Genomic DNA, 20,582 nt, shown 5'->3' with positions numbered 1-20,582 from the left:
GTGAGACAATCACAATTCCCCGGCCAAATCAAGAACATTACAGGAACGCATGAGCGCGTAGGTTGCAGCCGGACAGAGCTCGGTTGCAATACCAAGTTAAGACGAAATGAAGACGGTTACTTCCGCTTGTCCTCGATCGCGTCCCAGAACAGGCTGGCGATGTCGGCGCCGCCGAAGCGCTGCACTTCGCGCACGCCGGTCGGCGAGGTCACGTTGATCTCGGTCATGTAGTCGCCGATGACATCGATGCCGACGAGGATGAAGCCGCGCTCTTTCAGCGATGGCCCGATGCGGGCGCAGATCTCGCGCTCGCGTTCCGTCAGCTCGGTCTTTTCGGCGCGGCCGCCGACATGCATGTTGGAGCGGGAATCGTGTTCGGCCGGCACCCGGTTGATGGCACCGACCGGTTCGCCGTCGACCAGGATGATGCGCTTGTCGCCCTTGCGCACGTCCTTCAGGTAGCGCTGCACGATATAGGGCTCGCGGAACATCTGGCCGAACATTTCGAGCAGCGAGGCAAGGTTGCGGTCGGCCTCGTGCAGATGGAAGATGCCGGCGCCGCCATTGCCGTAGAGCGGCTTGATGATGATGTCGCCGAACTCCTTGCGGAAGGCGGCCACCTCCAGCGGGTCCTTGGTGATCAGCGTGTCCGGCATCAGGTCGGGAAATTCGGTGACGAAGATCTTTTCCGGGCTGTTGCGCACCCAGGCCGGGTCGTTGACCACCAACGTCTTCGGATGGATTCGCTCGAGGATATGCGTGGTGGTGATGTAGTTCATGTCGAAGGGCGGATCCTGCCTGAGCAGGACCACGTCCATCTCCGACAAATCGGTGCGCACCCTCTCGCCCAGCGAGTAGTGGCTGCCCTTCTCGTCGCGCACCTGCATTTCCTCGATGCGGGCAAACACCTTGCCGTCGCGCAGCGACAGCCGGTCGGGCGTGTAGTGGAACAGCTGGTGGCCGCGCCGCTGCGCTTCCAGCGACAGCGCGAACGAGGTGTCGCCGGCGATCGACACGGTGGAGATGTGGTCCATCTGGACTGCGATTTTCAGCTTCATGGCGGTCTCCGGTGGACTCGGATGGGACGACTGTCTTGCCTGTACAGGCTCACTGTCCGTCTGCCAATCGCGACATTCCAGGATTGGCATAAGCAAGTCGCAAAGCCAGGCCGGCATTGATCTTGCCGGCCATGTGCAGACAAGGCGAGGCGCCGGGTCATCCGGTGGCGGCAAACGACGGGAGATGTGCGCGTGAAAACAACGGCTTGACACGCCCCACGTCGGCCTTCCCGAAGGTGATGCGCTTTACCCGTGAAAAATCCATTTGGCGATACGTTTCCTAAAGGGTTTGCTGCCAGTCTCGCAATAAATTCCGACGACACAAAACAGGGACACCGATGCAAACTTCGTTTGGCACCGGTCAGGCAAACAGGGAGAGCACGGATCTGGCGTTCACAGATCCGTTGACCGGGCTTGGCAACCATCGCCGCTTCTTCGACAAGGTCGATCGCCTGATAAGCGACCGTGCCGACGATCCCGCGCCCTTTACCGTCGGCATTCTCGATCTCGACGGCTTCAAGCCGATCAACGACCTGTTCGGCCACAAGGCCGGTGACGACATCCTGATCCAGGTCGCGATGCGGCTGCGCGCCTCGATGGACGGCTACTCCACGGTCTGCCGCATCGGCGCCGACGAATTTGCGTTTCTCTATCCGATGGTGTTCAGCGAGGAAGCGGCGGCCGAAAAGTCGCGCATGCTGATCGAGATCCTGTCGGCGCCATACGATGTCGGCGAACGCACTGCCAGGCTTTCGGCCTCGGTCGGCTGCTCGCTGTTTTCTTCGGGCGACGAAACCACCGAAATCCTCATCAACAAGGCGGAGACGGCACTCTACCACGCCAAGCGTTCCGGCCGTGGCGGCGTCGTCGTCTACACCCGCGAGATGGAAGAGGCGGCCAAGCGCGTCACCCGCATCGAACAGGCGCTGCGCCGGGCTGTCTCGGCCGGCGAGGTGGAACCGCATTTCCAGCCCATCGTCGATCTCAACACGCGCCGCACCATCGGCTTCGAGACGCTGGCGCGCTGGACCGATCGCGACCTGGGCTCCGTGCCGCCAACCGTCTTCATCCCCATCGCCGAGGAGCGCGGCATCATCGGCCCGCTGTCGCAGCTGGTGCTGCGCAAGGCGACCGAGGCGGCCCGGAGCTGGCCGAAGGACCTGTTCCTGTCGTTCAACCTGTCGCCCTCGCAGCTCGTCGACCAGAACACCGGCCTGCATATATTGGCGATCCTCGAGAGAACCGGCTTCGATCCGCGCCGGCTGGAAATCGAGATCACCGAGACCGGCCTGATGAACGATCCTGCCTCGGCCGCGCAGATCGTCGAGGACCTGCGCCGCGTCGGTATCCGCGTCTCGCTCGACGATTTCGGCACCGGCCAGTCCTCGCTCGGCCGCTTGCGCGAATTCCATTTCGACAAGCTCAAGATCGACCGCGCCTTCGTCTCGTCCATTCTCGACGATCGCCCGTCCGAACACATCATCCGCGCCATCCTCGCCATGTGCGAGGGGCTCGGCATGGACGTCGTCGCCGAAGGCATCGAGCAGGAAGCGCAGGCCGATCGCCTGGTCCAGTTCGGCTGCGCCGGCGGCCAGGGCTATCTTTTCGGCAAGCCGGTCGATGCCGACGCCACGCTCGGCTATCTCCGCGATTCCTTCCGCGGCGCTCTGCGCGCCAAGGCGATCTGACCGGCGATCTCGAAGCTGCCGCCGATCCCGACGATGCCGCTGTCCGCAATCCGGTGCGGCGCATTGTCGTTTTGTCTGACATTAGCCCAAAAATCCGACCGTTCGCCCTTGCCCGCGCAACTTGCGTGGCTAGGATGCGCGCCGGTCTGGCTTCAGCGCCGCGCGTCCTTCAGGACGCGTAGCATTTTGTATTTGCGCATGATCCCTTTCCGAAAATCGATCTGATTTTCGGGGTCATGCGCTCGGAGAGAAAAGATATGATGCCATCGGCGAATTTTGCCGACCTCGAAGGCGCTTCGGTGCTGATCACCGGCGGCGGCTCGGGAATTGGCGCGGCACTGACCGAGGGGTTTGTACGCCAGGGCGCCAATGTCGCCTTCATCGATATCGCCGATGGTCCAAGCACGCTCCTTGCCGACCGCATCGAGAAAGAGTCCGGCCGGCGGCCGCTGTATCTCAAGACCGATCTGCGCGACGTCGAGGCCCTGCGGGCGTCGGCTACCAGGGCGGCAGAGGCGCATGGCGACGTCACCGTACTGGTCAACAATGCCGCATGGGACGAACGCCACGCCGTCGAGGACGTGACGGTCGATTTCTGGGACAACAACCAGGCGATCAATCTGCGGCCGCATTTCTTCACCGCGCAAGCGGTGGCGCCGGGCATGAAGCGTGCCGGCGGCGGCTCGATCATCAACTTCACCTCGACATCCTATCTGATCAACCACCCCGACATGCCGTCCTACACGGCCGCCAAGGCCGGCATTCTCGGCCTCACCAAGGGCTTGGCCGGCAAGCTCGGCGTCGACGGCATCCGCGTCAACGCCATTGCGCCGGGCTGGGTGATCACCGAGCGGCAGAAGGAGCTCTGGGTGACCGAACAGGCGCTTGCCGCCCATGTCGCCAAGCAGTGCATCAAGCAGGTGATGCGGCCGGACGACATCGTCGGCACGGTGCTGTTCCTGGCCTCGGACGCGTCGCGCATGCTGACCGCGCAGATGCTGATCGTCGATGGAGGCTTCCTGTGAGCCCAGCCAGCAACGCCCCGGCGGTCGCCGCCGTCGACTGGGGCACGACCCGCATGCGGGTCTGGCTGATCGACGGGCAAGGCAAGGTGCTTGCCGAACGTCGCGGCGACGATGGCCTGATCACCGCCCAGCAAAAGGGCTTTTCGACCATCCTTGAAGGGCATCTGGCGGCCTTGGCGGCGCCGGAGACGCTGCCCGTGATCATCTGCGGCATGGCCGGCTCCCGCCAGGGCTGGCTGGAAGCATCGTATGTGACGGTGCCGGCGCCGCTCGATGCCATCCTTGCAGGTGCCGCCAGCGTACCTGACCAAAGCCGCGACATCCGCATCGTTCCGGGCCTTGCCCAGCGTCTGGCCGATGCACCCGACGTCATGCGCGGCGAGGAAACGCAGCTTGCCGGTGCCGGCCTGCCGGCCAAGGGGCGCCAACTGGTCTGTATGCCCGGAACCCATTCGAAATGGGTGCTGGTCGAGGACGGCGCTGTCACCGGTTTTGGCACCTGGCCGACCGGCGAACTGTTTTCCGTGCTTGCCGCGCACTCGATCCTGCGCCATTCGCTCGGCGAACATCCGAAGCCCGTCACGGCAGACAATCCGTTCTTCCGCCGCTGGTGCGAAACCGCATTGGCCGAAGGCGGCGATGTCACCTCGCGGCTGTTTTCCATCCGCGCCGCCGGCCTGCTTCAGGACCTGAAAGCCGACGATGCCGCAGCCTGCCTTTCCGGGCTGTTGATCGGTGGCGAGATCGCCTCGGCCAGCCGTCGTCACGGTGCCGGCGCGGAGCCCGTCGTGCTGGTGGCATCCGGCGCGCTGGCCGCGCTTTACAGTGAGGCGCTCGGCCTCGCCGGGCTTGCAGTCCGGGTCGTCGATGCCGACGAAGCGGTGCGTACCGGTCTCGTCGAGGCGGCGCGCGAAAACGGCATGATCGCCAGAATTGGAGCAGCCTCATGAGCCAGACCGCACCTTTTCCCAAGCTCAAGCGCGGCTTGGTCGCCATCCTGCGTGGGCTGAAACCGACTGAGGCGATCGCCATCGGCCAGGCATTGTTCGACGCCGGCATCGAGGCGATCGAAGTACCGCTCAATTCACCGGAGCCGTTTTCCTCGATCGCTGCGATCGTCGAAGCGCTTCCGAAAACGGCTCTGGTCGGCGCCGGCACGGTGCTGACGCCAGCCGATGTCGACAGCTTGCACAAGGCCGGTGGGAGGCTGCTGGTCAGCCCCAACATTGATGCCGAGGTGATGGCGCGCGCCATGCACTACGGCATGGTCACCATGCCCGGCGTGTTCACGCCGACCGAAGCCTTCCAGGCGATCCGGCTCGGTGCTTCGGCGCTGAAATTCTTCCCGGCCAGCGTGCTCGGTGCTGCCGGCATTTCGGCGATGCGCGCGGTGTTGCCGGCGCAAACGGTGGTCGGCGCCGTCGGAGGCGTCTCTGAAAAGGATTTTGCCGGCTACAAGGCGGCGGGCGTGACGGCCTTCGGACTTGGTTCCAGCCTGTTCAAGCCGGGCATGAGCGTCGGTGACGTGGCCGCGCGGGCTCAGGCGGCGGTAACTGCCTGGGATGCAGCATTCGGCGGAGACGCGTGATGGGCGAGGTTTCGGTTTTCTCCGATCATATCTGCCAGCTCGGCGAAGGGCCGAGCTACGATCCCGCCACCGATGCGCTGTTCTGGTTCGACATCGTCAACGGCCTTTTGCTGGAGCGTGGCGTCGCCTCCGGCGCGCTCAAGATCCATGAGCTTGGCCAGATGGCGAGCGCAATCGCCGTCATCGACGACAAGCGCCAGCTGATCGCCACTGAGACCGGCCTTTTTGTTCGCGACGTGGGGACGGGCGCGCTGACGCTGCACACAGCTGTCGAGGCCGACAATCCGCTCACGCGCTCCAACGATTCGCGCGTCCATCCCTGCGGCGCCTTCTGGGTCGGCACGATGGCCAAGGACGAGAGCAAGGGCGCGGGCTCGATCTACTGGTTTTTCAAGGGTGAGCTGCGCAAGCTGTTTTCCGACATCACCGTCTCCAATTCGATCTGCTTTTCGGAAGATGGCGCGCTCGCCTACTACACCGACACTTCGACCGGGTTGCTGATGCGCGTCGCTTGCGACCCGACCACCGGCCTGCCCATCGGCGAACCGAAAATCTTCGTCGATCACCGCTCGTCCAAGGGTTTTGTCGACGGCTCGGTGGTCGACCGCGACGGCGTACTTTGGAACGCCGTCTGGGGCGGCAAGGTGGTCAAGGCCTATTCGCCTGAAGGCGCGCTGCTGCGCGAAATCCCGATGCCGGTGACGCAGCCATCCTGTCCGGCCTTCGTCGGAAAGAACGCCGACCGGCTGGCGGTGACTTCCGCCTGGAAGGGCAAGGACGAGAAGCAGCGCCAGCTCGATCCGCAGGCGGGCATGACTTTCCTGCTCGACATTCCCGTCAACGGCCGCTTCGAGCCGCGCGTGCTGATCGCCTGAACTGCATTCAGCGCTCGTCCGGTGTGCTGTCACGCAGGCGCCCGCGCCGTGTCGGTTTCGCGAGAGCCTGACGCCTTGACCGTGCGATGGTAGGCGATCGCACCGACGGGAAGCGTTCATGCCGAGCCGCAAGCCAAGACTGATCCTCGTCCATGAGCCCGAAAAGGCCTGCTTCGATCGTCTGGTCGCCGATGGTCATGCACCGGAGCGTGCCACCGAAATCGCGTCCTATCTGGCGCAGTCGACCGATCTCGCCCCTGAATTCGAGGCGCTCGGCCGCGCCTGCCAGACCCGCGGCCTGTCGTTCACGCCGGTGGCGCTTGACGAGGCCGCAGGCGTGCTCGCCGGCGAGGATCCCGGCACGACGCTGGTCTGGACGCTGACCGACGGCATCGCCTATTTCCGGGGCGGCGCCGCACCCGCTTTGGCGAGACTGGGCGGGTTCAAGACGATCGGCGCCGACGATGCGCTGTTCGCACTTTGCCAGGACAAGTTCCGCTCCGGCGCCGTGCTTGGCGCGGTCGGCCTGCCGGTGCCGCAGGCCGGGCTTGCACGGAACGGCAAATGGCTGGTCGATCCACCGGTGTCTGCCGCCGGCTGGTTCGTCAAGCCCAACCGACTTGGCGCCAAGATCGGTATCTGGCCGGATTCGCGTGTGGCGGACCTCGGCCATGCGCTGAAGCTTAGCCGGCGTGTGTTCGCCGCCTACCGCGATGATGTCGTGGTCCAGCCCTATGTCGCCGGCCGCAATGTGCGCGCCAGTTTCCTCGGCCTGGTGCCGGGCGCCGGGGTCGAAGCCCTTGGCGTCGCCTTTGTCGATTCGGGCGCCGATTTCCAGACGATGGCCGACAGCCTGGCGCTTTACGGCGACACCGGAGAGGCGGCGAAAGCGGCGGGACATTATGCCGAACCGGAACTCGTTGCGGTTGCCGACACCCAGCCGGTCGCCGACGCCAGGATTCGCGCGATCGCCGATCGGCTGATGAGCGGGCTCGGCCTGCGCGACGTGTTTTCCATCGATCTCAGGGTCGAGGCCGACGACACCGTCCACCTCATCGAGTTCGAGGTCTGCCCCGGCCTGCCTTGCTTCGATTTCCGCGCCTATTGCCGCCAGCAATGGGACCTCGAGCTCGTCGCCGCCATGGCCGAAACCGCGGCAAACCGGCTGATCGCCTAGTTCGGGTCGAATCTTGGAATTCGGTCGTTCGGACACTTGGCCTGAACTTCCTACGGCATTCGCTCGAACGCCTGCAAAGACGGATCCATCCTGTCCCAGTCATGGCCGCGGATCGTGTAGGTGACCACCTGCGGTTCGAAAACACTGGGGTCGTCGAGGCTGGTGGCGTTGATCGCTATCAACTCCGGCATGGCGACGAATGTCAGGTAGACCGGCGTCCCGCAGGTTGGGCAGAAGGCGTGGATCTTTTCATTGCCGCTGGCGGTCGCCACCCGCCAGGTGCTCGCTTCGCCGGTGATTGCCATATCGGCGCGCCGGCCGAAGGTCAGATAGGAGCCGTGGCCGGTGCCGCTGCGCTTCTGGCAATCGTTGCATTGGCAGTGATTCTGGAAGATCGGCTCGCCGCTGGTTTCATAACGGATCGCGCCGCATGCACAGCCGCCGGTATAGCGCTTGGCCATTGTCATTCTCCACTGGCTTTGGTTCTGCATGATATCGAACGGCATCAGGCCGATTTTGGCTTGGCGGAAATGTCGATGCCACTGCCGGTTTCGAGGAAGGATTTCAGGCTGGACAGCACAGCCGGCCACCCCTGGCTGATGCCTTTCGCCATGCCGCTGCCGGCTTCGAGTTCGTCATGAGTGACGGTCAGCCGCACCATGGTGTCGTATTCCTCGATGCCGAACGTTACCCGGCTGTACTTCGACGGATCGTCGGCCTGCGAAGCGTTCGCCCAGGTGATGACGAGACGGGTCGGCGGCGAGATTTCGACGACCTTGCCGACGAGTTCGAGGGTCCGTTCGTCATTGGCGCGGATATGTTCCCATTTCGAACCCGTCTTCCAGTCGGAGACGTTCTCGTGGCCCCAGTAGCGCCTTGCGATCTCGGGCTTGATTATGGCCTCGAACACCTTCTGCGGTGTCGAACGGATGTAGGTCACATAGACAAAGCTGGTCGTCTCTTTGGTGGTCATTGGTCGTCTCCTTCGAGTTCTTGCTTCAGGTCGTGCAGCAGGCTGAGCCGCTGCCGTTCGAATTTCCGCACCCAGCGCTCGTAGACTTCGTGCAGCGGCACCGGGTTGATGAAATGCAGCTTTTCGCGGCCGCGCTTGACCGTGCTCACCAGATTGGCCGCCTCCAGCATGTCGAGGTGCTGGGTGGCGGATTGCCGCGCCATGTCCAGGTGTTCGCAAAGCTGACCGAGCGTCTGCCCGTTCTGCTCACACAGAAGGTCAAGCAGCCTCCTGCGTGTCGGGTCGCCCAGTGCTTTGAAAACCTTGTCGGCGTCCATCGGCCTCACTCTGTGGTGAGCCTATAATATGCAGGTAAATGCCTGCATGTCAACTGGCAGTCCGCCGTGTGCCGGCAAGGCTCCGCAGCTGACGACTGCTGCTGGGCAGGTCACGATGGAGGCGCGGGGCGAAGAACCGGAAGTGAAGCCGGCACGGCTTCGCTTGAAGTGCTGTCAGGCCGTGAGCATGATATCCTTTAAACCGGATGTTATTTTTCGGAACTATGCGTCCGATGGTCCTCAGGCGCCCTCGACCAGGACGATTTCGCCGTCGGCGACCTTTTGGCGGATGGTGACGGCGCGCTGGTATTCCGGCGAGTGGTAGCAATCATGTGCGGCGGCGAGCGATTCGAACTCGATGATGACATTGCGTGCGCGGCCAGGCCCTTCGGCCTTTTCGTGCTGGCCGCCGCGCGCCAGGAATTTCGCGCCGAAGCGCTCGAAGGCAGGCTTGGCGGCGGCGACATAGTCCTTGTAGCCTTCGGCGTCGCGCACATCGACGCGGGCGATCCAGTATCCCTTGGGCATTTGTTGTCTCCGAAGTCGTTCTTTTGGATTATGCCGAGCGCATTTCGTCAAGGATGGCTTCGGCCGCTGCGCGCCGGTCGCTTGCCGCGACGATTGGCCGGCCGACGACGAGGTGGCTGGCGCCGTTGCGGATTGCCTGTCCCGGTGTCACCACCCGCTTCTGGTCGCCATGGTCACTGCCCGTCGGCCGGATGCCGGGCGTCACCACCGCCATGTCGGGCCCGACGATGCGGCGCACCGCCTCGGCCTCCGCCGCCGAGCAGACGATGCCGCCCATGCCGGCATGCAGCGCCTGTTCCGAGCGCCGCAGCACTAGCGTATGCGGGTCGTATTCGTAGCCCGCGTCGACCATGTCCTGCTCGTCCATCGAGGTCAGCACGCTGACGGCAAGCAGGCAAAGATCACTGCCGCGCGCTGCTTCCACCGCCGCCGCCATCGCCTTGGGATAGGCATGGATGGTCAGCATGGTCATGCCCATCTTGACGATGTTCTCGACGCCCTTGGCCACCGTGTGGTCGATGTCGAGCAGCTTCATGTCGAGGAAGACCCTGGTTCCGCCGCTGGCCAGTTCCCTGGCGAAGTCGAGCCCGTCGGCGAAGGCCAGTTGGTAGCCGATCTTGTAAAAGGAGACGACGCCATCGAGTTCGAGCACCGCCTGCTCGGCTTCCTTCACGGTCGGGACATCGAGACCGACGATCAGCCGGTCCTGCATCGTCGTGGCGATCATGCCTCGATCCGGGTGGACAGCATGCGCGAGGTTTCGATCAGCGTGCGGCATAGAAGCTCCATCGATTTATGCAGTCTTTCGTCACGGAAATGGCCATCCTCGTCGAAGGCGCTGCCGCCCTCGGGCACCGAGCATTCCGGCGTCACCACCTCCATCTGGCAACGCACCAGCACGGCGCGCAGATGGTTGATGCAGCGGATGCCGGCAAAGTGTCCTTTGGAGGACGAGCAGAGGCCGGCGACCTTGCCGGCCAGCGGCCTCACCGGCCGGCCGCCGTCCCGGCGCACCCTGCTCACCCAGTCGATCGTGTTCTTGAGCAACGGCGGGATGGAGCCGTTATATTCGGGCGCGGCGATCAGCAGACCGTCATGGGCAAGGATGAGACGGCCGAGTTTCCCAGCGTTTTCGGGAACGCCCTTTTCCTTTTCCAGATCCTCGTCGAGGATCGGCAGGGGATAGTCGGCGAGCGAGATGCGGGTCACCTCGGCGCCCTGCATGGCGAGTTCCTTCTGCGCCACGTCGGCTGTCCTGCCGCTATAAGCGCCGCTGCGCACCGAGCCGGCGAAGACGAGGATTTTCGGGATCACTGCCATTGGCCACCCTTGTTCCCGGACAGGTACAGCCAAGAACGGCCCAAATCAACGCATCGGAGCCACAAAACGGTCGGGATTAGCAGAAGCCCCCGAACTTCGTCATCCTCGGGTCTGCGCCGCGTCGCTGCGCTCCTTGCTCCGCCCGTGGATGACGAAGTGAGAGATGTTTCCGCCAATCGCCAAGGTATGCAGCCAGCGCTCGGAACCGCGAACGATTGTGCGTCGAGGAACCTAATGCGCTCCGCGCCGGTAGATCCACAGCTGCGTCGGCGGGATGTTGCGGATGACGAAGTGGAAATGTTCGACGGTGTAGTCGCCGCGGCCGGGCGGGATTGGTGACATCGGGCCATAGGTCAGCTGCACGATCGGCCGTCCGGCCGGGATGCGGTCGAGCAGGCTCTCGATATAGGCGATGCGCTGGGCGACCGGAAAGTTGAGCAACGGCACACCGGAAACGACGGAATCAAAGATCATTCCGCTTTTCTCGCCAAGCGTGGCGTTGAGGTTGAAGGCATCGCCCTCGATGACGTTGACGCCGGGATAGAGCCGCCGCAAATGGCGCACGAAATCGGTGGAGTATTCGACCGCGTAGAGATTTTCGGGCCGCACGCCCTGGGCCAAGATAGCCCGGGTGATGACGCCGGTGCCGGGACCGACTTCCAGTACCGGAAGGCCGGATTTCGGATTGACGATCGAGGCCATCTTGCGGGCGGTGATCGAACTGGTCGGCACGATCGAGCCGACCGTCTTCGGCTTATCGATCCAGCCCTTGAAGAATTTGAGCTCGTCGTCGAACTTTTCGGCAAGCGCCTTGCGCAGTCCGGGACGTGTCATGCAAGCTCTCCTCAGCGCTCCCCTTCAAGGTACTTAACACTTGAGCGGCGCAAGGCAAGGCGCGGTCAGGCGCATGTCGTGGATAAGATAATTTTCGTCGCGTCTCAAAACAACGCGCGAGTCACGGATTTTCGCGGCCCAAACCGGCTTCCGCCGCTGGGGGACTTGCATCAATGCTCGCCGAAGGATTCGAAGAAATCCTTCATGCGGGCGAAAAAGCCGCTCGATTGGGGCGAATTGTCCTGCGAGGAGAGCTGCTCGAACTCCTCCAGCAACTCGCGCTGGCGGCGGGTCAGGTTCTGCGGCGTCTCGACCGCGGTCTGGATGTAGAGGTCGCCGACATTGGGCTGGCGCAGCACCGGCATGCCCTTGCCCTTGAGGCGGAACTGGCGTCCGTTCTGGGTGCCTTCCGGCACTTTCACCTTGGTCTGCGTGCCATCCAGCGTCGTCACCTCGAAGGAGCCGCCAAGGGCGGCCGTCGTCATCGAGATCGGCACCTTGCAATAGAGATCGGCGCCGTCGCGCTGGAAGAACTCGTGCGGCTTGACCGCCAGGAAAATATAGAGGTCGCCCGACGGCCCGCCGCGCAGGCCTGCCTCGCCTTCATTGGCAAGCCGGATGCGGGTGCCGTCCTCGATGCCGGCCGGGATGTTGACCGACAGCGAACGCTCCTCGGTGACGCGGCCCTGGCCGGCGCATTTCGGGCATGGGTCCTTGATCGTCTGCCCCCGCCCCTGGCATTGCGGGCAGGTGCGCTCGATCGAGAAGAAGCCTTGCGTGGCGCGCACCTTGCCGTGGCCGTTGCACATCGAGCAGGTGACGGGCTGGGTGCCGGGCTTGGCGCCGCTGCCAGAGCATTCCGAGCAGGAGATCGAAGCCGGCACGCGGATCTGGGCGGTCTTGCCGGCGAAAGCCTCTTCCAGCGAGATTTCCATATTGTAGCGCAGGTCGGCGCCGCGCTCGCGCCCGCCCGACGAGCGACGCTGGCGCCCGCCCATCATGTCGCCGAAAATATCCTCGAAAATGTCGGCGAAGCCGCCGGCGCCGAAGCCTTGCGCGCCGCCATTCATGCCGCCCTGCTCGAAGGCCGCATGGCCGAAGCGGTCATAGGCCGCCCGCTTCTGCGGGTCCTTCAGCGTCTCGTAGGCTTCGTTGATTTCCTTGAACTTATGCTCGCAGGAATGATCGCCGGGGTTGCGGTCGGGATGGAACTGCATGGCGAGCTTGCGGAAAGCGCTCTTGAGCTCCTTCTCGTCGGCGCCTTTCTGGACGCCCAGCGTTTCGTAGAAATCAGCTTTCATTTTTTCCCGCTGTCCGGATGCTCAACGTCTTCAAGCATTGTTGCGTCTCTTGCCGGCACTGACGCTTCGATTTAGGTGCGATGGAACCGCGATGCCAGTGTCGACGCGGGTTTGGCCGCTTTTTTTCGGCGAGACCCGCTGTTTTTGTGCAAAGGGTTGCAAAAAAGCCCGGCTTTGCGCCGGGCTTTTCGCTCTATTTTGCCGTCAAACGGCTCAGGCGGACTTCTTCTTGTCGTCGTCCTCGTCGATTTCCTCGAAATCGGCATCGACCACGTCACTGTCCTTGGCGGCGTCCGCCTTGGCGTCAGCTTCCGCCGCTTCCTTCTGCGAAGCCTCGTACATGGCCTGGCCAAGCTTCATCGAAGCCTCGGCAAGCGCCTGCGACTTGGCCTCGATGTCGACTGCGTCGTCGCCCTCCGTGGCGGTCTTCAGCGCCGCGATGGCGTCGGAGATCGCCGTGCGGTCGGCTTCCGAGACCTTGTCGCCATATTCCTTCAGCGACTTCTCGGACGAATGCAGCAGCGCTTCGGCCTGGTTGCGGGCTTCGACCAGAGCACGCCGCTTCTTGTCGGTCTCGGCGTTGGCCTCGGCGTCCTTGACCATCTTCTCGATGTCTGCGTCCGAAAGACCACCCGATGCCTGGATGCGGATCTGGTGCTCCTTGCCGGTGCCCTTGTCCTTGGCCGAGACGTTGACGATGCCGTTGGCGTCGATGTCGAAGGTGACCTCGATCTGCGGCACGCCGCGCGGCGCCGGCGGGATGCCGACCAGGTCGAACTGGCCGAGCGCCTTGTTGTCGGCGGCCATTTCGCGCTCACCCTGGAAGACGCGGATGGTCACGGCCGATTGACTGTCCTCGGCCGTCGAGAACACCTGGCTCTTCTTGGTCGGGATCGTCGTGTTGCGCTCGATCAGACGGGTGAACACGCCACCCAGCGTCTCGATGCCGAGCGACAGCGGCGTCACGTCGAGCAAAAGCACGTCCTTGACGTCGCCTTGCAGCACGCCTGCCTGGATGGCAGCGCCCAGAGCGACGACCTCATCCGGGTTGACGCCCTTGTGCGGCTCCTTGCCGAAGAACTGCTTCACGATCTCCTGGATCTTGGGCATGCGGGTCATGCCGCCGACCAGAACGACCTCGTCGATCTCGCCGGCCTTCAGGCCGGCGTCCTTGAGCGCCGCCTTGCAAGGGGCAATCGTGCGCTGGACCAGGTCATCGACCAGCTGCTCGAACTTGGCCCGCGTCAGCTTCAGCGTCAGGTGCTTCGGCCCGGTCGCGTCGGCAGTGATGAAGGGCAGGTTGATTTCGGTCTGCGTTGTCGACGACAGCTCGATCTTGGCCTTTTCAGCCGCCTCCTTGAGGCGCTGCAGGGCGAGCTTGTCGTTCTTCAGGTCGATGCCCTGTTCCTTCTTGAACTCAGTCGCCAGGTACTCGACCAGGCGCATGTCGAAATCCTCGCCGCCCAGGAAGGTGTCGCCATTGGTCGACTTGACCTCGAACACGCCGTCGCCGATTTCGAGCACCGAAATGTCGAACGTGCCGCCGCCAAGGTCATAGACGGCAATGGTCTTGCCTTCCTTCTTGTCGAGGCCATAGGCAAGTGCCGCAGCCGTCGGCTCATTGATGATGCGCAGCACTTCGAGGCCGGCGATCTTGCCGGCGTCCTTGGTTGCCTGGCGCTGGGCGTCGTTGAAATAGGCCGGAACGGTGATGACCGCCTTCTCGACCTTCTCGCCGAGATAGGCTTCCGCCGTTTCCTTCATCTTCTGCAGGATCATGGCCGAAATCTGCGAGGGCGACTGCTTCTTGCCGCCGGCCTCGACCCAGGCATCGCCATTGTCGCCCTTGATGATCTTGTAAGGGACAAGCTTCTTGTCCTTTTCCGTCACCGGATCGTCATAGCGGCGACCGATCAGGCGCTTGACCGCGAAGATGGTGTTTTCAGGATTGGTGACCGCCTGGCGCTTGGCCGGCTGGCCGACGAGACGTTCGTCGTCGCCGCTGATGGCGACGATGGAAGGCGTCGTGCGCGCCCCTTCCGCATTCTCGATTACCTTAGGCTCTTTGCCATCCATGATGGCGATACAGGAATTGGTGGTGCCAAGATCGATACCGATTACTTTTGCCATTTTTCTAGTCTCTCCGCTAAGCAGGCTCTCAGGACCCGTACAGGCATTCCGACGAAAGCCCCTGTTCACAAGAAATTCCGTTCCGGCAACCGGCATTCCGGCACCGAACGGCTTGGCGCGTATATAAGAACAGGCTGCAGCGCGCGCAAGCATTCTGCGCAACGCTTCCATGAACCTTTCCACTTCCGCCTGCGACTGATCTCCAGGTGCCGCATGGTGCGGCCCGGAAAGGAAGCCCCATGACCAATAACCCAGAGGCACCACGGTCTCCGGGAACAACAGGAGCTGGGCGCGACCACCGCCTTCGGGATGGGGTCGATGCGCTGGGTTCTCCGCTGGTTCCGTTGACCCTGCGTAAGAGCAGGCGTATCGTGACAATGAGGAAAGCAGACAATTCGATCAGGGAAAAACGAGCCGGACCGCCGCGCCTTGCCCTGATTTGCGCGGCCCAACCGGACATTTCTCCCGTCGACTACGGGGGGAATGTCATGTCTCGCATCCGCGGCTCGCTCGTGTCGTCTCTCGATGGACATTTGCGCAGTATCGCGCACGCAAGCGGCGGATTGCTGACGCTGGCGCTCAGCGCCGGTCTGTGGCTGGGCGCCGCCCAGGCGCAGGAAACCCAGATCATCTATCCCGGTTCCATGGCAGTGACCGGATTTTCCGGCACCATCATTCCCAATCTCGACGAGGGCCTGCCTCCCGGCGTCGATCCGGTCGACGAAACCTTCATCGACGCCACGCGCGCCACCTTGCGCGTGTTCGACGTCTCGCATCTGGGCGGGCCAGCCGCCGGCCAGCTCGTCAACACGCCGCCGCCTTTCGAGGTGACGGCAGAGCAGATCGGCCAGGTGTTCGGCGTCACCTATGACGACGGCGTGCGCGACGGCGTTCCATCAGGCATTCCAAACCTCTATGCCGCCGCCACCTCGCTGCACGGCATCCGCATCGTCACGCCCGATACCGACGATGATGGCAGGCCGGAGAGGCAGCGCCGCGGCGCGGCCGGCGCCACCTTCATGGATGGCCAGTTCGGCACCGAAAACGCCGGCGGGCCGGGCACCATCTGGAAGATCGACGGCATCACCGGCCAGGTCTCCAAGTTTGCCGACATCGACACCAACAGCGGTCCCGGCATCGGCAATCTTACCTTCGATCCCAGCCATCGCCAGTTCTTCGCTTCCGATCTCGATACCGGATTGATCCACCGCATCGATGCCGCCGGCACGCTGATCGACAGCTTTGACCATGGCGTTGCCGGGCGTCCGACGCATGGGCTGGCTCCGGTCGCCGACGATGGCTCGGTGATGGACATACAGGGCGCGGCCTTTGACAGCGAAGATCCCGACAGCTGGGGCTACACGCAGGACGAGCGCCGCATCTGGGCCGTTTCCTCTCATGGCGGCCGGCTCTACTATTCGGTCGGCGAAAAGTCGGAAATCTGGTCGGTGGGCATTGCCCGCGACGGCACTTTTGCTGGCGATCCGCGCTGGGAACTGACGGTCAAGGCCGACAAGGACTACGCCGTCACCGACATCGCCTTCGACAACAGCGGCTTCATGTACCTGGCCCAGCGCGGCCCGGTCGAGAACCGCTACGACTACAGCCAGTTCGCCGATTCCGGCAAGGGCGAGGTCATTCGCTACTTCAGAGAGAACCCGGATGATCCGGAAACGGAATCGGTCTGGGTCGAAACGCCGCAGGAATACGCGGTCGGTTTCCCGCAGGGCAACAGGCAGTCGGCCGGCGGTCTCGACCTGCAATATGGCTATGACGCCGACGGCAATCTCGACACCTCGGTCTGCACGCAAACGCTGGTCAACACCGGCGACAAATTGCGCGACAATCCGGCTCTCGCCGAGCAACTCGCCGCCGGCGGGCCGTTCGCCGTGCATGGCGTGCAGATCACGCCCAAGGAACTGGTCAAGCCGGCCAATATGCCGCCCTTCGGCTCCTGGTTCGTCGACTTCGACAGCTATTTCGACGACCCGGAGGTCGAGGGCCATGTCGGCGACGTCGCTATTTGGCATCCCTGCGAAGGCCGTGCCGGCTATTATGAGGAAATTCCGGGCGGCTATCTGCCCCCCTTCTACCCGCCGGACTTCCCACCGCCCGGCAATCTGCCTCCATGTCTCGATGTCGACGACGTCCAGTACTACTGCACGCCTTCCGGTCTCGAGGCCGATCTCTATCTCCATGATCATGCTGGCTTCGGCGGCGATTCGATCAAGGCCCAGTCCAGGACGCCAGGGGTCGGGGTAACCACCCGGCAGTCGCATGCGCCCGGCAAGCCCTACACGATCGACATCACCGGCCACTATCCGGGCGACACAGTCGATGTCGGGCTCTGCTTCTACAGGAAGTCCGATAAGGACAAGGGTGGCTACTACCCTTGCTGCAAGATGACTTTGCCGCTCAGAACCCCAGCCGTCAGCTGCGAACGTTAAGGAGGGGAAGATGAAAAATCTCGCACTCTCCCCGTTCGCCCAGAGCAGCCAATTAACCGGCACTCAAACAACCGTCATGGAGACGATCATGAAACCCCTGTCATACGCCAGGCGCGGCGCGCGCTGGCTGATGGCGGCCGGTATCGCGGTCGCCATGCTGACCCCGGTGCAAGGCTTTGCGGAAGACGCCGCCCCGATCACCCCGGAGCTGAAGCTCGATCTCGACAGTTCGCGCGTCATCAATCCGAGGCCCGACCGGGTCGTACCCTTCTTCACCAAGAAAGGCACTCAACGAGGCTGCGACTATGTCGTCTATTCGCTGAGCTTCGGCCTGCGCGGTGATCCGCAGGGCCTTGCCGACCCGAGCCTGGAAGCCAGGCTGAAGAAGGTCCGGGTCGATTTCAAGGACCAGCTTCCGCACGGCCTTGAGATCGTCAACGTCGATGTGTCCGGCGACGGCACGGATTCGTCCGGCGGACCGCTGCCGGGGGCGACGATCAGCACGTCGGCAAATCCGAACGATACGGCTGTTGTTTCCGATTTCCGTATCTCCACTTCCGATCTCGACGGCATCGGGGCTCCCAACGAGCGCATCATCAACTTCAAGATCACGGCCAAGATCGATCATGCGGCATTTCCCGCGCCGACGATCGTCGACAACCAGGGCATGATCAAGGTGACCGCCGGACCAGGCACCGGGACCATCATCCCGTCGCAGGATCCGGGCAAGCCCGACGACGGCGACTTCAAGACCGGCGAAAAGACCTCGATCAAGATCGATGTCAGCAAGTGCAATCCGCCACCACCGCCTCCCGGCAAGGAGTGCTTCAAGGTGGAGCGCGGCACGGTCGACTGCGTGCCCGGCGGCGGCGCCTTCATCTACCACATGCCCGTCGGCCCGGAGATGGGCGGCAAATGGGTGCAGGTGTCGACGACCACGCCCGGCATCACCATCATCCCCGACACGCAGCTGGTGCCGGCGGGCGGCGGTGTGCTCAACTGGAAGATCGTCGGCGCATCGCCCGGTGACGTCATCCACCTCGTCGTCACCGGCATCGAAACCTATGCCGGTCCGAAGGAAGGCTGGGGCCTGTGCTGCACGCAGACGATCGACATCGTCATCCCGCGTGACCAGAGATGCCCGCCCAAGGACAAGGAACCGGATCTCAAGGTCGAGAAACGCGCCGACGTGTCGCGTTGCACGATGGGCGGCGGCTGCGACTTCACCATCAGGGTCACCAATGTCGGCACCGGTGCCTACCACGGCAAGATCGTGCTCGACGAAGTGACGCTGCCGGCCGGCTCGACGCTCGATTCAGGCCCCAATCCGCCCTGGGTCTGCGTGCCCGGCACCACCCCGATGACGTGCACCTATCCGGTGACCACGCTCAATCCGGGAGCCTCGGTCGACCTCAAGCTCGGCTTCAAGCCGGTCGGGGGCTGGCAAGGCGGCGCCTTGCGCAACTGCGCCACCTATAATTATGGGGCCAGCGGCAAGCCGCTTTTCGGCAGCCAGTCGAACGATCGCGGCTGTGCCTCGATCCCGATCTGCCGGCGTGGCGATCGTGACCGCGACTGCCAGCCGCCGGTCGAAAAGAAGGTCGACCTGATCCTGAAGAAGCGCGCCCGCATCCCGGTCTGCACGGCCGACGGCATCTGCTATTTCGTGATCGACATCATCAACAACGGCACATCGACCTATAACGGGCCGCTGACGGTGATCGACAGCTATCCGGCCGGTGCACCGTCCTCCTCGACCTTCGGCCCGAGCCCACCCTGGACATGCGGACCAAACGGCCCCGGCCAGTTCCGCTGCGACAATGCCGGCATCTCGCTGCCTCCGGGCGCCTCGACACCGATCGTCGTCAAGGCGGTCATGCCGGCCGGCTACCAGTCGGACACGGTCGAGAACTGCGCGGTGGTGAAGGCCATTCCCGGTGAGGTCGACCTCACCAACAACAAGGCTTGCGCCAAGGAGCGCTTCCGTCATCCCAGTGGCGGCAAGCCGACCCTGCGCATCACCAAGGTGTGCAACGCCTCGCTCGCCGGTGCCGCGGCCGTCTCTTGCCGCATCACTGTCATCAGCCTTGGCACCGCTGCCCCCACCGGCCCGGTGCGGGTCAACGATGCCGCCACGCTGGTGGCTGGCGGCGCGCCCGTCCAGATCCAGTCCGTCACTCCTGACGGCGCGGAATGGGCGTGCGGACCGGTTCCGGCCAATGCGCTGTCGTGCCAGATTCCCGGTGCCGTGATGACACCTGGAACCAGCCGCCACTTCGACGTGACGGTTTCGGCGAACGGCGCGTTCGAGAACTGCGCGCGCGGCTCGTATGGTCCGGCGCCGGGCGACGACATCGTCTATCCGATCGGCCAGGCCTGCGCCAAGGGCGGCGGCTCTTCGACCATCCGCGTCGAAAAGACCGGCGACCGCGAATGCAAGCTCGGCCAACCCTGCTCGTTCGAGATCACCATCACGAACGACGGCACAAGCCCCTTCTCCGGGCCGGTCCGCATCGGTGATGCGATCGGCGTGGAGGGTCTAGGCAGGCTGGAAGGGGTTGAGATCACTTCGATCGATCCGCCCTTCGGCTGCTCGCCGGAACCGACAAGCTTGCCGCTGTCTTGCATTGCCAACCTGACGCTCGGCGCAGGCGAAAGCCAAATGCACCATGTCACCGTGGTCATTCCCGACGACGGCCGCCTGGCCAATCTGCAGGGCAACGTCAGCGGCCAGAACTGCGTTGGCGTCCTGTCTCCCGACACACGGGTGCAGGGCGGTGGCGACGTGCTTTCCGGCGATCAGGCCAACACGCAGGGTGATCGCGGCAAAGCCTATGCCTGCCATCCCTTCTCCATCAGCCACGAGATGAAGAAGGAATGCTCGGCAGGCTTCGTCCTGAACGGCGCCGGCCGGTGCGTCTGCCCGCCCGGTACGACGTTCCGCAACGGCCAGTGTTCGCCGGGTGGCGGTATCGTGCCGAAGCCGGAGACGAAGCGCTGCGTGCTGCTCGAAGGCCAGATCCGCACCGAGGACGGACGCTGCGTCTGTCCACGCGGAACCGGGCTTGAGAACGGCAAATGCGTCAGGACCGACAAGCCCGAGCAGTGCGTGATCCGTGGCCAGGTCCACAATGCCGATGGCGATTGCGTCTGCCCCAAGGGTACGGAAGTCAGGGACAACGCCTGCCGTCCGATCCGGCCCAAGCCCGAGCAGTGCACGATCCGTGGCCAGGTCTACAATGCCGATGGCGATTGCGTCTGCCCCAAGGGTACGGAAGTCAGGGACAACGCCTGCCGTCCGATCCGGCCCAAGCCCGAGCA

Annotated in this window: 18 protein-coding genes; 8 read left to right on the top strand and 10 right to left on the bottom strand. The window is 63.7% G+C overall.

Annotated features, from left to right (window positions below):
* Positions 1 to 116 precede the first annotated feature (116 nt).
* Entirely contained in the window at positions 117 to 1,058 is a 942-nt protein-coding gene (gene gshB, locus NKJ01_RS19545) for a glutathione synthase (RefSeq protein WP_352730226.1), read from the bottom strand.
* Between the two features lie 338 nt (positions 1,059 to 1,396).
* On the opposite strand from gshB, the gene NKJ01_RS19540 reads away from it, so the two are divergent.
* The 6 genes from NKJ01_RS19540 (at position 1,397) to NKJ01_RS19515 (ending at position 7,411) form a co-directional block, all read left to right on the top strand.
* Positions 1,397 to 2,746 (top strand): putative bifunctional diguanylate cyclase/phosphodiesterase, encoded by a 1,350-nt coding sequence (locus NKJ01_RS19540; RefSeq protein WP_352730224.1) that lies wholly within the window; start codon positions 1,397 to 1,399, stop codon positions 2,744 to 2,746.
* A gap of 257 nt (positions 2,747 to 3,003) precedes the next feature.
* Positions 3,004 to 3,771, top strand: a complete 768-nt coding sequence (locus NKJ01_RS19535) for an SDR family NAD(P)-dependent oxidoreductase (protein WP_352730223.1) — start codon at positions 3,004 to 3,006, stop codon at positions 3,769 to 3,771.
* Entirely contained in the window at positions 3,768 to 4,721 is a 954-nt protein-coding gene (locus NKJ01_RS19530) for a 2-dehydro-3-deoxygalactonokinase (RefSeq protein WP_352730221.1), read from the top strand. The genes NKJ01_RS19535 and NKJ01_RS19530 overlap by 4 nt, the downstream gene beginning before the upstream one ends.
* Positions 4,718 to 5,359, top strand: coding sequence for a 2-dehydro-3-deoxy-6-phosphogalactonate aldolase (locus tag NKJ01_RS19525; RefSeq protein ID WP_352730219.1), 642 nt, complete (start codon positions 4,718 to 4,720; stop codon positions 5,357 to 5,359). The genes NKJ01_RS19530 and NKJ01_RS19525 overlap by 4 nt, the downstream gene beginning before the upstream one ends.
* Positions 5,359 to 6,234 (top strand): SMP-30/gluconolactonase/LRE family protein, encoded by an 876-nt coding sequence (locus tag NKJ01_RS19520; RefSeq protein ID WP_352730217.1) that lies wholly within the window; start codon positions 5,359 to 5,361, stop codon positions 6,232 to 6,234. The genes NKJ01_RS19525 and NKJ01_RS19520 overlap by 1 nt, the downstream gene beginning before the upstream one ends.
* 118 nt (positions 6,235 to 6,352) lie before the next feature.
* The gene (locus tag NKJ01_RS19515; protein WP_352730215.1) at positions 6,353 to 7,411 is read left to right on the top strand and encodes a D-alanine--D-alanine ligase family protein; all 1,059 of its coding nucleotides are present in this window, start codon (positions 6,353 to 6,355) and stop codon (positions 7,409 to 7,411) included.
* A gap of 50 nt (positions 7,412 to 7,461) precedes the next feature.
* Here the strand turns inward: NKJ01_RS19515 and NKJ01_RS19510 are convergent, their stop codons facing one another.
* The 9 genes from NKJ01_RS19510 to dnaK form a co-directional block, all read right to left on the bottom strand.
* Positions 7,462 to 7,872 carry a GFA family protein gene (locus NKJ01_RS19510; RefSeq protein WP_352730214.1) on the bottom strand — a complete coding sequence of 137 codons (411 nt, stop codon included), beginning with the start codon at positions 7,870 to 7,872 and terminating at the stop codon, positions 7,462 to 7,464.
* Positions 7,873 to 7,916: 44 nt separating this feature from the next.
* Positions 7,917 to 8,384, bottom strand: a complete 468-nt coding sequence (locus NKJ01_RS19505; RefSeq protein WP_352730212.1) for an SRPBCC family protein — start codon at positions 8,382 to 8,384, stop codon at positions 7,917 to 7,919.
* On the bottom strand, positions 8,381 to 8,701 hold the full coding sequence (locus tag NKJ01_RS19500) for an ArsR/SmtB family transcription factor (RefSeq protein ID WP_352730210.1): 321 nt from the start codon (positions 8,699 to 8,701) through the stop codon (positions 8,381 to 8,383). The genes NKJ01_RS19505 and NKJ01_RS19500 overlap by 4 nt, the downstream gene beginning before the upstream one ends.
* Positions 8,702 to 8,941: 240 nt before the next feature.
* Positions 8,942 to 9,229 carry a DUF1330 domain-containing protein gene (locus NKJ01_RS19495; protein ID WP_352730208.1) on the bottom strand — a complete coding sequence of 96 codons (288 nt, stop codon included), beginning with the start codon at positions 9,227 to 9,229 and terminating at the stop codon, positions 8,942 to 8,944.
* Between the two features lie 28 nt (positions 9,230 to 9,257).
* The gene (pyrF, locus tag NKJ01_RS19490; protein WP_352730206.1) at positions 9,258 to 9,956 is read right to left on the bottom strand and encodes an orotidine-5'-phosphate decarboxylase; all 699 of its coding nucleotides are present in this window, start codon (positions 9,954 to 9,956) and stop codon (positions 9,258 to 9,260) included.
* On the bottom strand, positions 9,953 to 10,549 hold the full coding sequence (locus NKJ01_RS19485; protein ID WP_352730204.1) for an NADPH-dependent FMN reductase: 597 nt from the start codon (positions 10,547 to 10,549) through the stop codon (positions 9,953 to 9,955). Before NKJ01_RS19485 ends, pyrF begins: the two co-directional genes overlap by 4 nt.
* Positions 10,550 to 10,780: 231 nt before the next feature.
* Complete coding sequence (pmtA, locus tag NKJ01_RS19480) at positions 10,781 to 11,383, bottom strand: phospholipid N-methyltransferase PmtA (RefSeq protein ID WP_352730202.1); 603 nt, start codon at positions 11,381 to 11,383, stop codon at positions 10,781 to 10,783.
* Positions 11,384 to 11,553: 170 nt separating this feature from the next.
* Complete coding sequence (dnaJ, locus tag NKJ01_RS19475) at positions 11,554 to 12,684, bottom strand: molecular chaperone DnaJ (protein ID WP_352486114.1); 1,131 nt, start codon at positions 12,682 to 12,684, stop codon at positions 11,554 to 11,556.
* A gap of 213 nt (positions 12,685 to 12,897) precedes the next feature.
* Positions 12,898 to 14,814 (bottom strand): molecular chaperone DnaK, encoded by a 1,917-nt coding sequence (dnaK, locus tag NKJ01_RS19470; protein WP_023762470.1) that lies wholly within the window; start codon positions 14,812 to 14,814, stop codon positions 12,898 to 12,900.
* 488 nt (positions 14,815 to 15,302) lie between these two features.
* On the opposite strand from dnaK, the gene NKJ01_RS19465 reads away from it, so the two are divergent.
* Together NKJ01_RS19465 and NKJ01_RS19460 are read left to right on the top strand one after the other, a co-directional pair.
* Positions 15,303 to 17,261, top strand: a complete 1,959-nt coding sequence (locus NKJ01_RS19465; RefSeq protein WP_352730199.1) for an NHL repeat-containing protein — start codon at positions 15,303 to 15,305, stop codon at positions 17,259 to 17,261.
* Between the two features lie 10 nt (positions 17,262 to 17,271).
* Positions 17,272 to 20,582, top strand: a 3,311-nt coding sequence (locus NKJ01_RS19460; protein ID WP_352730198.1) for a DUF7929 domain-containing protein, incomplete at its 3' end; no start/stop codon positions are given.

The organism is Mesorhizobium sp. M0276 (genome assembly GCF_040321755.1).
In the GTDB taxonomy this organism is placed as follows: domain Bacteria; phylum Pseudomonadota; class Alphaproteobacteria; order Rhizobiales; family Rhizobiaceae; genus Mesorhizobium.
This window is presented reverse-complemented; position numbering and strand designations above follow the sequence as displayed.

Excerpts from the sequence above, each read along its gene's own strand:
- NKJ01_RS19515 (WP_352730215.1), top strand. The coding sequence starts at position 6,353 with ATGCCGAGCCGCAAGCCAAGACTGATCCTCGTCCATGAGCCCGAAAAG.
- NKJ01_RS19465 (WP_352730199.1), top strand. The coding sequence starts at position 15,303 with ATGTCTCGCATCCGCGGCTCGCTCGTGTCGTCTCTCGATGGACATTTG.
- NKJ01_RS19495 (WP_352730208.1), bottom strand. The coding sequence starts at position 9,229 with ATGCCCAAGGGATACTGGATCGCCCGCGTCGATGTGCGCGACGCCGAA.
- NKJ01_RS19505 (WP_352730212.1), bottom strand. The coding sequence starts at position 8,384 with ATGACCACCAAAGAGACGACCAGCTTTGTCTATGTGACCTACATCCGT.
- NKJ01_RS19535 (WP_352730223.1), top strand. The coding sequence starts at position 3,004 with ATGATGCCATCGGCGAATTTTGCCGACCTCGAAGGCGCTTCGGTGCTG.
- pmtA (WP_352730202.1), bottom strand. The coding sequence starts at position 11,383 with ATGACACGTCCCGGACTGCGCAAGGCGCTTGCCGAAAAGTTCGACGAC.
- dnaJ (WP_352486114.1), bottom strand. The coding sequence starts at position 12,684 with ATGAAAGCTGATTTCTACGAAACGCTGGGCGTCCAGAAAGGCGCCGAC.
- pyrF (WP_352730206.1), bottom strand. The coding sequence starts at position 9,956 with ATGATCGCCACGACGATGCAGGACCGGCTGATCGTCGGTCTCGATGTC.
- NKJ01_RS19525 (WP_352730219.1), top strand. The coding sequence starts at position 4,718 with ATGAGCCAGACCGCACCTTTTCCCAAGCTCAAGCGCGGCTTGGTCGCC.
- gshB (WP_352730226.1), bottom strand. The coding sequence starts at position 1,058 with ATGAAGCTGAAAATCGCAGTCCAGATGGACCACATCTCCACCGTGTCG.
- NKJ01_RS19540 (WP_352730224.1), top strand. The coding sequence starts at position 1,397 with ATGCAAACTTCGTTTGGCACCGGTCAGGCAAACAGGGAGAGCACGGAT.
- dnaK (WP_023762470.1), bottom strand. The coding sequence starts at position 14,814 with ATGGCAAAAGTAATCGGTATCGATCTTGGCACCACCAATTCCTGTATC.
- NKJ01_RS19500 (WP_352730210.1), bottom strand. The coding sequence starts at position 8,701 with ATGGACGCCGACAAGGTTTTCAAAGCACTGGGCGACCCGACACGCAGG.
- NKJ01_RS19485 (WP_352730204.1), bottom strand. The coding sequence starts at position 10,549 with ATGGCAGTGATCCCGAAAATCCTCGTCTTCGCCGGCTCGGTGCGCAGC.
- NKJ01_RS19510 (WP_352730214.1), bottom strand. The coding sequence starts at position 7,872 with ATGGCCAAGCGCTATACCGGCGGCTGTGCATGCGGCGCGATCCGTTAT.
- NKJ01_RS19520 (WP_352730217.1), top strand. The coding sequence starts at position 5,359 with ATGGGCGAGGTTTCGGTTTTCTCCGATCATATCTGCCAGCTCGGCGAA.